The organism is Flavobacterium sp. ALD4, assembly GCF_002836475.1.
Lineage (GTDB): Bacteria > Bacteroidota > Bacteroidia > Flavobacteriales > Flavobacteriaceae > Flavobacterium.
The window spans coordinates 139,401-147,184 of record NZ_PJBJ01000025.1 but is presented as its reverse complement, the minus strand read 5'-3'; the positions used below and the strand labels follow the sequence as shown (position 1 = coordinate 147,184).

General features: G+C 34.8%; 5 protein-coding genes and 2 pseudogenes. 2 read left to right on the top strand and 5 right to left on the bottom strand.

Annotated elements, in window-relative coordinates; translation table 11 throughout:
- Nucleotides 1-386: 386 nt before the first annotated feature.
- A complete protein-coding gene (locus CXF59_RS05910) occupies nucleotides 387-1,064 on the bottom strand; it encodes a DUF4294 domain-containing protein (protein WP_198554641.1) in 678 nt (225 codons plus the stop codon).
- Nucleotides 1,065-1,147: 83 nt separating this feature from the next.
- Between CXF59_RS05910 and CXF59_RS05905 the strand changes: the two genes are divergently transcribed.
- Both CXF59_RS05905 and CXF59_RS15685 read left to right on the top strand, forming a co-directional pair.
- Nucleotides 1,148-2,236, top strand: a complete 1,089-nt coding sequence (locus CXF59_RS05905) for a M42 family metallopeptidase (protein WP_101136916.1) — start codon at nucleotides 1,148-1,150, stop codon at nucleotides 2,234-2,236.
- A gap of 346 nt (nucleotides 2,237-2,582) precedes the next feature.
- Nucleotides 2,583-2,804, top strand: a pseudogene (locus tag CXF59_RS15685) (hypothetical protein); the annotation flags it as partial.
- A gap of 342 nt (nucleotides 2,805-3,146) precedes the next feature.
- On the opposite strand, the gene CXF59_RS05895 reads toward CXF59_RS15685, so the two are convergent.
- From CXF59_RS05895 to CXF59_RS05880, 4 genes and pseudogenes are all read right to left on the bottom strand, one after another.
- Complete coding sequence (locus CXF59_RS05895) at nucleotides 3,147-3,584, bottom strand: ankyrin repeat domain-containing protein (protein ID WP_101136924.1); 438 nt, start codon at nucleotides 3,582-3,584, stop codon at nucleotides 3,147-3,149.
- Nucleotides 3,585-3,884: 300 nt separating this feature from the next.
- Complete coding sequence (locus CXF59_RS05890) at nucleotides 3,885-4,838, bottom strand: phosphoribosylaminoimidazolesuccinocarboxamide synthase (protein WP_101136914.1); 954 nt, start codon at nucleotides 4,836-4,838, stop codon at nucleotides 3,885-3,887.
- Nucleotides 4,839-4,931: 93 nt separating this feature from the next.
- Entirely contained in the window at nucleotides 4,932-7,280 is a 2,349-nt protein-coding gene (locus CXF59_RS05885; RefSeq protein WP_101136913.1) for a prolyl oligopeptidase family serine peptidase, read from the bottom strand.
- A 62-nt stretch (nucleotides 7,281-7,342) separates the two neighbouring features.
- Nucleotides 7,343-7,648: pseudogene (locus CXF59_RS05880) on the bottom strand (HAD hydrolase family protein); the annotation flags it as partial.
- Nucleotides 7,649-7,784 lie beyond the last annotated feature (136 nt).

Sequence of the window (7,784 nt, the reverse complement as noted above, 5' to 3'; positions counted from 1 at the left end):
TCTCACCCTCTCCTCCCGATAGCTATCGCGAGGAGAGGGTGACTTTATGGATGCAGTTTATAGAGTTTCTGTATAAATACTGCGTTTTTACTATTTCTTACTACTATACAATAATAAACCTACTTTTGATTCACACACCGATTGCCACCTTAAATAATATAGACCATTACACCTAAGCTTTATTTTAGTGAAATTATATATAATCTCGAAACGTTCCCTTAATATACCACTCCCATAGCCCAGATAGTATTGCAAATCCTATCAGCCCGGTGTTCGGCGAGCTAGATTGTAAAGAATAGCTGGAAATAGCTCCTAAAAATACATTACACAATCATTATATATCGGTATAGCCTCTCCTTTTTGTGCGGAGAAACGGCTAAGACACTTTATGGTGTTACTAGCTGTGCTTTTACTACCCAGAAATCATTGAGGTTATCAATATCTACAGGATGTGCCGTTGGTTGGTTCTGTAATCTTCCAGATTCAAAAGCTCGTGCCAATATGGTTTCTATCAAAAAGTCTTCATTAGATTCATAAGGAGCAAATTCACTTTTCAAATTAATATCAAACATACTGGCTGCGGTACTAGACCAAAAAGCTTTCCACCCGCTTTTCAGTGTTTTTACCAATTCGTAAGTCGTGGTACCCGTTTGACGGTGGATTAGCTTTACCAATATTCGGCCTTGACTGCGCGACAATTTTTTAAGCTTTGCTTCAAATTCGTCATTGAGGTAACTTTCCACTATCTTGAAATACTTCTTCTTTTCTCTATTGGCGGAAAGCCTAGTCATTCCTCTATTTAAAAGCGTTAATCTTTCGGAAGCCAATTTAGCATAAGGATATGTTATATAGACTCTGCTTTGCAAAATCAGAAATCGTTTCTTAGCATCGGGATCCAACTTTTCTTTTGAAACAATAATTTCTTCGAGTTGAATCGTGTCATTAAGCACTTCGTCAGTATCCACTAAAACATAACCCATTTTAGTAGTGTCTTTAGAAATAACCTGTCCATGGGCCACTACCGTTAGAAAAAGAAAGAAGAGCGAAAATCTAATAAACTGCATACAGAAAAATTTTATCGTAAAATTATACATTATATATGCAAGTGTAATGCCAATTCTATAATTTAGCAAAAAATATATATTTTATGAGCACTAAATCGATATTAAAGAAATCCTCTATTACATTTTTAGAGCAATATTTAAACAACGCCTCCCCTACAGGCTTTGAAGCTGAAGGACAGAAACTATGGATGGAGTACTTAAAACCTTACGTTGATACCTTTATAACAGACACTTACGGAACAGCAGTAGGGATTATTAATCCTGACGCTCCATATAAGGTGGTGATCGAAGGTCATGCCGATGAAATTTCATGGTATGTTAATTATATAACCGATGATGGTTTAATATATGTTATTCGTAATGGAGGTTCAGACCACCAGATTGCCCCGTCAAAACGAGTTAACATTCATACTAAAAAAGGAATTGTAAAAGGTGTTTTTGGATGGCCGGCTATCCATACCCGAAAAGGCGAAAAAGAAGAACCTGCTAAAATCAGTAATTTGTTCATCGACATAGGTTGTGAAACAAAAGAAGAGGTTGATAAAATGGGCGTTCATGTAGGATGTGTGATTACTTACCCAGATGAATTCATGATTCTAAATGAGAATAAATTTGTTTGTCGTGCCATTGATAACCGTATGGGTGGTTTTATGATTGCCGAAGTAGCTCGTTTACTGCATGAAAACAAAGTGAAATTACCGTTCGGACTGTATATCACTAATTCAGTACAAGAAGAAGTAGGTCTTCGTGGTGCAGAGATGATTACTAAAACCATCAAACCAAACGTGGCCATTGTTACTGACGTATGTCATGACTCTACTACTCCTATGATTGACAAGAAAATTGAGGGAGAAACAAAAATAGGAAAAGGACCTGTTGTTACATATGCACCCGCAGTTCAAAATAACCTGAGAGAACTCATTCTGGATACTGCCGAAGAAAAGAAAATTCCTTTTCAGCGTTTAGCTTCTTCAAGAGTTACCGGAACAGACACCGATGCATTTGCTTACAGCAATGGTGGTGTTGCTTCGGCTTTGATTTCACTTCCTTTGCGTTACATGCATACGACTGTCGAAATGGTACACCGTGATGATGTTGAAAATGTCATCAAATTAATATATGAAACGATATTGAAATTAGAGAACAACGAAACGTTTTCTTATTTTAAATAATAGCTTCAGGAGCTTATACCGTTCTCCGCTATATCTTTTGACCCGAACACCGGGACAAACGGATGTCGCTGCTACCGGGGCTAAAATAAAAAGCCGTAATTCTACTTTTGAGTTACGGCTTTTTTATTAAATTTATCCTATAAAATCCTTTTCAGTGCAATCAAAAGTGTACACAATCGAAAAGTATTTAATGGATCTTCATGATGACAGGAAAGAAGCCATCAATAAACTTTGGACAATAATTGTTAAAATATTTCTAAAGATTTGGTAGAGCTATTTATATCCGTATGGGTTGTTTCATAATTACTACATTAGCCTATTTGCCGCATAAAAAGAAGAGAAACTTTCATTTTTCTCGTACATCACTAATTCTGTTCTGGAAGAAGTAGGATTGCGTGGTGCCACAATGATCACCAAAATCATCAAGACAAACGTAGCAATTCTGATAGATGTATGTCATCACTACAGCATTCCAATAATCGAGAAGAAAATTAAAGAGAAACAAAAATTGGGAAACGGCCTGTTGTTACTTACGCACCGGCAATTCAAAATAGCCTTGAGTAATTAACTCTGGCTAACGCCGAGGAAAAGAAAATTACATAAAAAGGTCTAGCTTGTTCCTTGCTACAACTACTGATACTGATACTGATGCTATTGCTTACAATAATGGAGTAGAAGTTTACCCATTCGTACGCTTCCTTTGTGTTATATGAATACCAAAGTTGAAACAGTTCATAGAGATCATCTTCAAAGTGTTATAAAAGTTTATTAAAATTATATGCTAATGAAACTTATTCTTATTTTAAATAAAATTAGGCGCTAATTCCTATATCTACATTTTTTCATTTATAACAAAAATCCGGACTGTACTGTCCGGATTTTTTTTTAAAAAAAAAAGTGCATTCATACATTATATCCATTCACCTCCTACCGCTTCATAGGCTTCTAAAAAAACATTTAGTTGGTTTTTAAGAAGAGACAAATAAGCATAAGCATCACTTGCGTTCGATAATTCAGCATAACTAGCAGCGGTTAAACCCAATTCATTTCGGTAATTCACGTTAGCTCCTTTGGCAACTAAATATTGAATTGCCTCAACATTATTGTAGCGAGCCGCGACCATTAATGGTGTTAATCTGTTTTTAACCTGATTGACATCGACACCATACTCTACAAGTTTTTTGATAAAGTTCATATCTCCTTTATAAATGGCAACATTCAATGGTGTTGATTTTTCATAATCTGTATCAACGACTTCGATTTGTGAAATAGAGATTAAATTTGATGCTCTTGATACAGTTGTAAAACTAAGCAAAGCAATTCCCAAGCAAACGATTGACTTTTTCATAATAATTGATTTTTTTGATTGATTAAATATGATGATTAAATTCATTACAAATGTATGTTAAAAAAGGTAACGTGTAATACAAAGTACTATTTATTAACTTATATTTAACAAGGGCTATAAATATCATAATATATTGATTTACAATACTTACTACCTATAATTACTAATTAAAAAAGTATACATTCTATAACAACGAAGAAGCCTTCCATTTTTACAACTAGATAATCTCTAAAAAATCGCGTTAAAAAAAACCCGCAATTCCAAACAGAATTGCGGGTTTTTTTATTATTTCAATAACAATTAACTATCTTCTAAATAAGTTAAAACATTTCTCTCAATTCGTTCATTAATATTTGAGATATCAGCCTTCACAAATTTCTCACCAAGGATTTTTTCATACAATTCTATATATCTTTCAGATACAGTTACAATATATTCCTCTGTCATATCAGGAATTTGTTGCCCCTCTAAACCTTGAAAACCATTCTGAATTAACCAACGGCGCACAAATTCTTTAGACAATTGCTTTTGCTCTTCTCCTTTATCCTGTCTTTCCTGATATCCTTCTAAATAAAAATAGCGAGAAGAATCAGGCGTATGGATTTCGTCAATTAAAACAATTACACCGTCTTTAGTTTTACCAAATTCGTATTTAGTGTCCACCAATATCAATCCGCGGCTTGCAGCAATTTCAGTTCCTCTTTGAAATAAAGCTCTCGTATATTTTTCTAACACTAAATAGTCCTCTTCAGAAACGATTCCTTTAGACAGAATGTTATCTCTTGAGATATCAGCATCGTGCTCCCCATTATCTGCTTTTGTTGTCGGCGTAATTATAGCTGTTGGGAATTTATCATTTTCTTTTAATCCGTCTGGCATCGGCACACTACAAATTTCTCTTTTACCAAGCGCATATTCACGAGCCGCATGACCGGATAAATATCCACGAATTACCATTTCTACTTTAAAAGGTACACATAAATGCCCCACAGCTACACTAGGATCCGGAGTTGCAATCAACCAATTCGGAACAATATCTTGAGTTAATTCCATGAATTTAGTGGCAATTTGATTAAGAATCTGTCCTTTATAAGGGATTCCTTTTGGCAAAACCACATCAAAAGCGGAGAGCCTATCCGTCGCCACCATAACTAAAAGATCATCATTGATATTGTATACTTCCCTTACTTTACCTCGGTAAACCGATTTTTGATTTGGAAAATTAAAATTAGTGGTTGTAATTGTATTACTCATTAGGATTGGGTGTTGCTTTGTTGTTTTGCAAAAATAGGTTGTTTCGCAGAGATACACAAAATTGTTGAAAGATTATTCAGTTCCTAAAACGCACTATTTTTCAAGAAGCGTCGTGTTAAATAAATTCAATATTCTGCCATACTCATCAACCCACGAGTAGGTTTCTTTAAAGCCATGTGCTTCAACAGGAAATGAGGATAGACTCCAGTTTTTCTTGCCTAACTCAATAAAACGCTGTGATAAACGAACAACATCTTTATACTCAACATTATTGTCAACCATTCCATGAAGCATCAACAAATTTCCCTGTAAATTATCAGCGAAATAAATTGGCGAACTTTTTTTGTAGGCGTCTGAATCTGTTTCCGGGAAATTAAGGATATTCCCTGTGTATCCATGATTGTAGTGTGCCCAATCCGTTACCGAGCGTAATGCAGCACCTGACACGAATTCTTTTGGAGCAGTAAGCATTGCCATTAGCGTAATAAAGCCTCCGTACGACCCGCCATACATACCGACTTTGCTAGCGTCAACTCCTACATTATTCACTAGATAATTTTTCCCATCTATTTGATCCGTTAAATCTTTCCCGCCCATAAAGCGGTAAATGCCTGTTCTAAAGTCACGTCCATATCCATCACTTCCTCGATAATCGATATCTAAAACGGTATACCCTAAATCAGTCAATAAATTATGAAACATATATTCCCTATTGTAACTGCTCCAATAATTATGAGCATTTTGCAAATAACCGGCGCCGTGAACAAAGATAATTGCTGCTTTATTTGCTTTGTCCTTTTGGGGTTTGTATAATCTGGCATGAACTAAAGTTCCGTCCTGTGCTTTAAAAGTGATTACTTCAGGAGTACGCCATGCATAGGCTTTGAATGCTTCGGTTGTAGAATTCGTTATTTGGCGAAGAGTCTTGCTTTTTTTGTTTTCAACAATAAATAATTCCCATGGCTTATTCTTATAAGAATAGCGAACCAATAAAGTGCTTTCATCCGGAGAAAGTGTCACTTCATGAGCTCCGTCTTTTGTCAAAATTGGTTGCAAATCCCCACCAGAAACGCCCAACTTATAGAAATCTCTATTGCCTGGATGCGTTGTGTTGGTAGTTAAGTAAAAAGTACTCTTGTCTTTTGAAAGACTTACTTCCCGAACTTCCCAATTTCCTTTTGTAAGTTGTTTTTTATTTTTTGTCTTAAGATTATACGTATATAAGTGAGAATATCCCGTTACTTCTGATTGAAAATAAATGGTTTCATTATCTCCCAAAAAATCTAGAGTTCCATAACTAGAAGCATAAGATGGAATACCAGGTCCCCCTATCCAAGCTTCATCATGCTGATGGTCTAGCTCCTCAAAACTGCCTTTTTCTAAATTCAATTGTACAATCCAGCGGTCTTTATTGTCCTGACTTCTAATCTCCGTAATAACGGATAAACCGTCTTCACTATAAGTCGGTTCTTGCACAAAAATTAACTTATCCTCTTTCTCCTTATTTCTAAGATTATCATATAATTTATAATACGCTGGAGCATCTTGAATATGACTTAATGAACCAAAGTTTATAAAATAAACGGAATCTTTTGCAACCGAATAGATTCCGAATTTAGAAGTGGTCAAATTAGCTGTTGAAACTTTTTCTTTTGTATTCTGTAACTTGTTGTAGCCATCATCAGTGATAAAAACTTCCATTTTTTCACTTTTCGCATTCGTTTCTTCAGTAAGTCTGAATGTCGCAAAATTGCCTTTCGGACTCATTTTCAAACTCTGAAAAACACTTTTCCCGTAAAAATAATCTTTTGGGAAGTCAGATTTATTTTCCTCTTTCTTTGCCGCAATATATTTTTTCTTTGTTTCCTGGTCGCGTATAAATTGAAACAATTCTTTTTGCTGACTTTTCAAAAAAGATTCTTTTTCATTTTCTTTTTCCTTTTCTTTTCCTTTTTTGAAATTAGTAACTTGGACAAGTGCACCTTGCTTTGTATCGAATTTAAGAATATTTTCGTTTTGCACAAAAAACAAAACTCCATTATCCTTTCCTAGTTGTAAATTAGAAATTGGATTAGATTGTTGCAGTAGTTTTTTTATCGTTTTATTTTGGACAGAATACGAATACAGCGCCCCTTTATCAATATAATAAGCGATATCAGTATTCGGTTTACTTTTAAAATCCAATTTAGAAAATGCAGCTTCTTGAGAAGAAGTCAATTGGGGTCTTGACATCGTCTTATCCCAAAAATAGGTAGCGGCTCCTAATTCATTATTCGGGTTCCAATCAAAATAAATTTTCTTGCCGTCCAAAGACCACCGTCCACTTGTCGGTTGAGAACCAATAAATTCATCCCCTTTCATTATTTCTTCTAACTTCAGATTCTGACTTTGCCCCGTTATAGTAAAGGTAAGAAACGCTAGAATAAAGATAACTTTAGTCATTTTTTTGTGATTTAGTTTACACAAAAATACACTTTGAATACTATAAAACCAATTCTTCTTTACTATCCTAAAACGGTTGTCGTTTTGCAGTTCAAAACTCTTTCCAATAAAATTTTTGCTACACCATCTGCATCGTTAGTTAAGATTATCTCATGATGAGAAAGCTTGCTTTTTAAACCATTAGTGACATTTATTATTACTGAACCAACCGCAGTAACATTCAACATTGTTTCATCATGGTACCCCTCACCAAAAGAAATGGTCTCATGAAAATTCGAATTTTCTATTTCCCGAACCCCAGTAATAGCTACACTTTTATCAATGGTCTTGCCCATAAATTCCAAACACAGCGGTAAACTGAAGGCATAACTAAAATCGTTTGAATGCTTTTACAATATTTTGTACCTAAACTAGATCAATTTGGAATGACTGTCATGTTTGAAAAACATTTTTTTTTTAAGATTAAGCTTTATAATTTGGCTACAATCCCCGCTTTTAATTGAC

What these genes read in the sequence shown, in the direction of transcription:
- CXF59_RS05910 (WP_198554641.1), bottom strand. Translation starts at nt 1,064, where the DNA reads ATGCAGTTTATTAGATTTTCGCTCTTCTTTCTTTTTCTAACGGTAGTG.
- CXF59_RS05905 (WP_101136916.1), top strand. Translation starts at nt 1,148, where the DNA reads ATGAGCACTAAATCGATATTAAAGAAATCCTCTATTACATTTTTAGAG.
- CXF59_RS05895 (WP_101136924.1), bottom strand. Translation starts at nt 3,584, where the DNA reads ATGAAAAAGTCAATCGTTTGCTTGGGAATTGCTTTGCTTAGTTTTACA.
- CXF59_RS05890 (WP_101136914.1), bottom strand. Translation starts at nt 4,838, where the DNA reads ATGAGTAATACAATTACAACCACTAATTTTAATTTTCCAAATCAAAAA.
- CXF59_RS05885 (WP_101136913.1), bottom strand. Translation starts at nt 7,280, where the DNA reads ATGACTAAAGTTATCTTTATTCTAGCGTTTCTTACCTTTACTATAACG.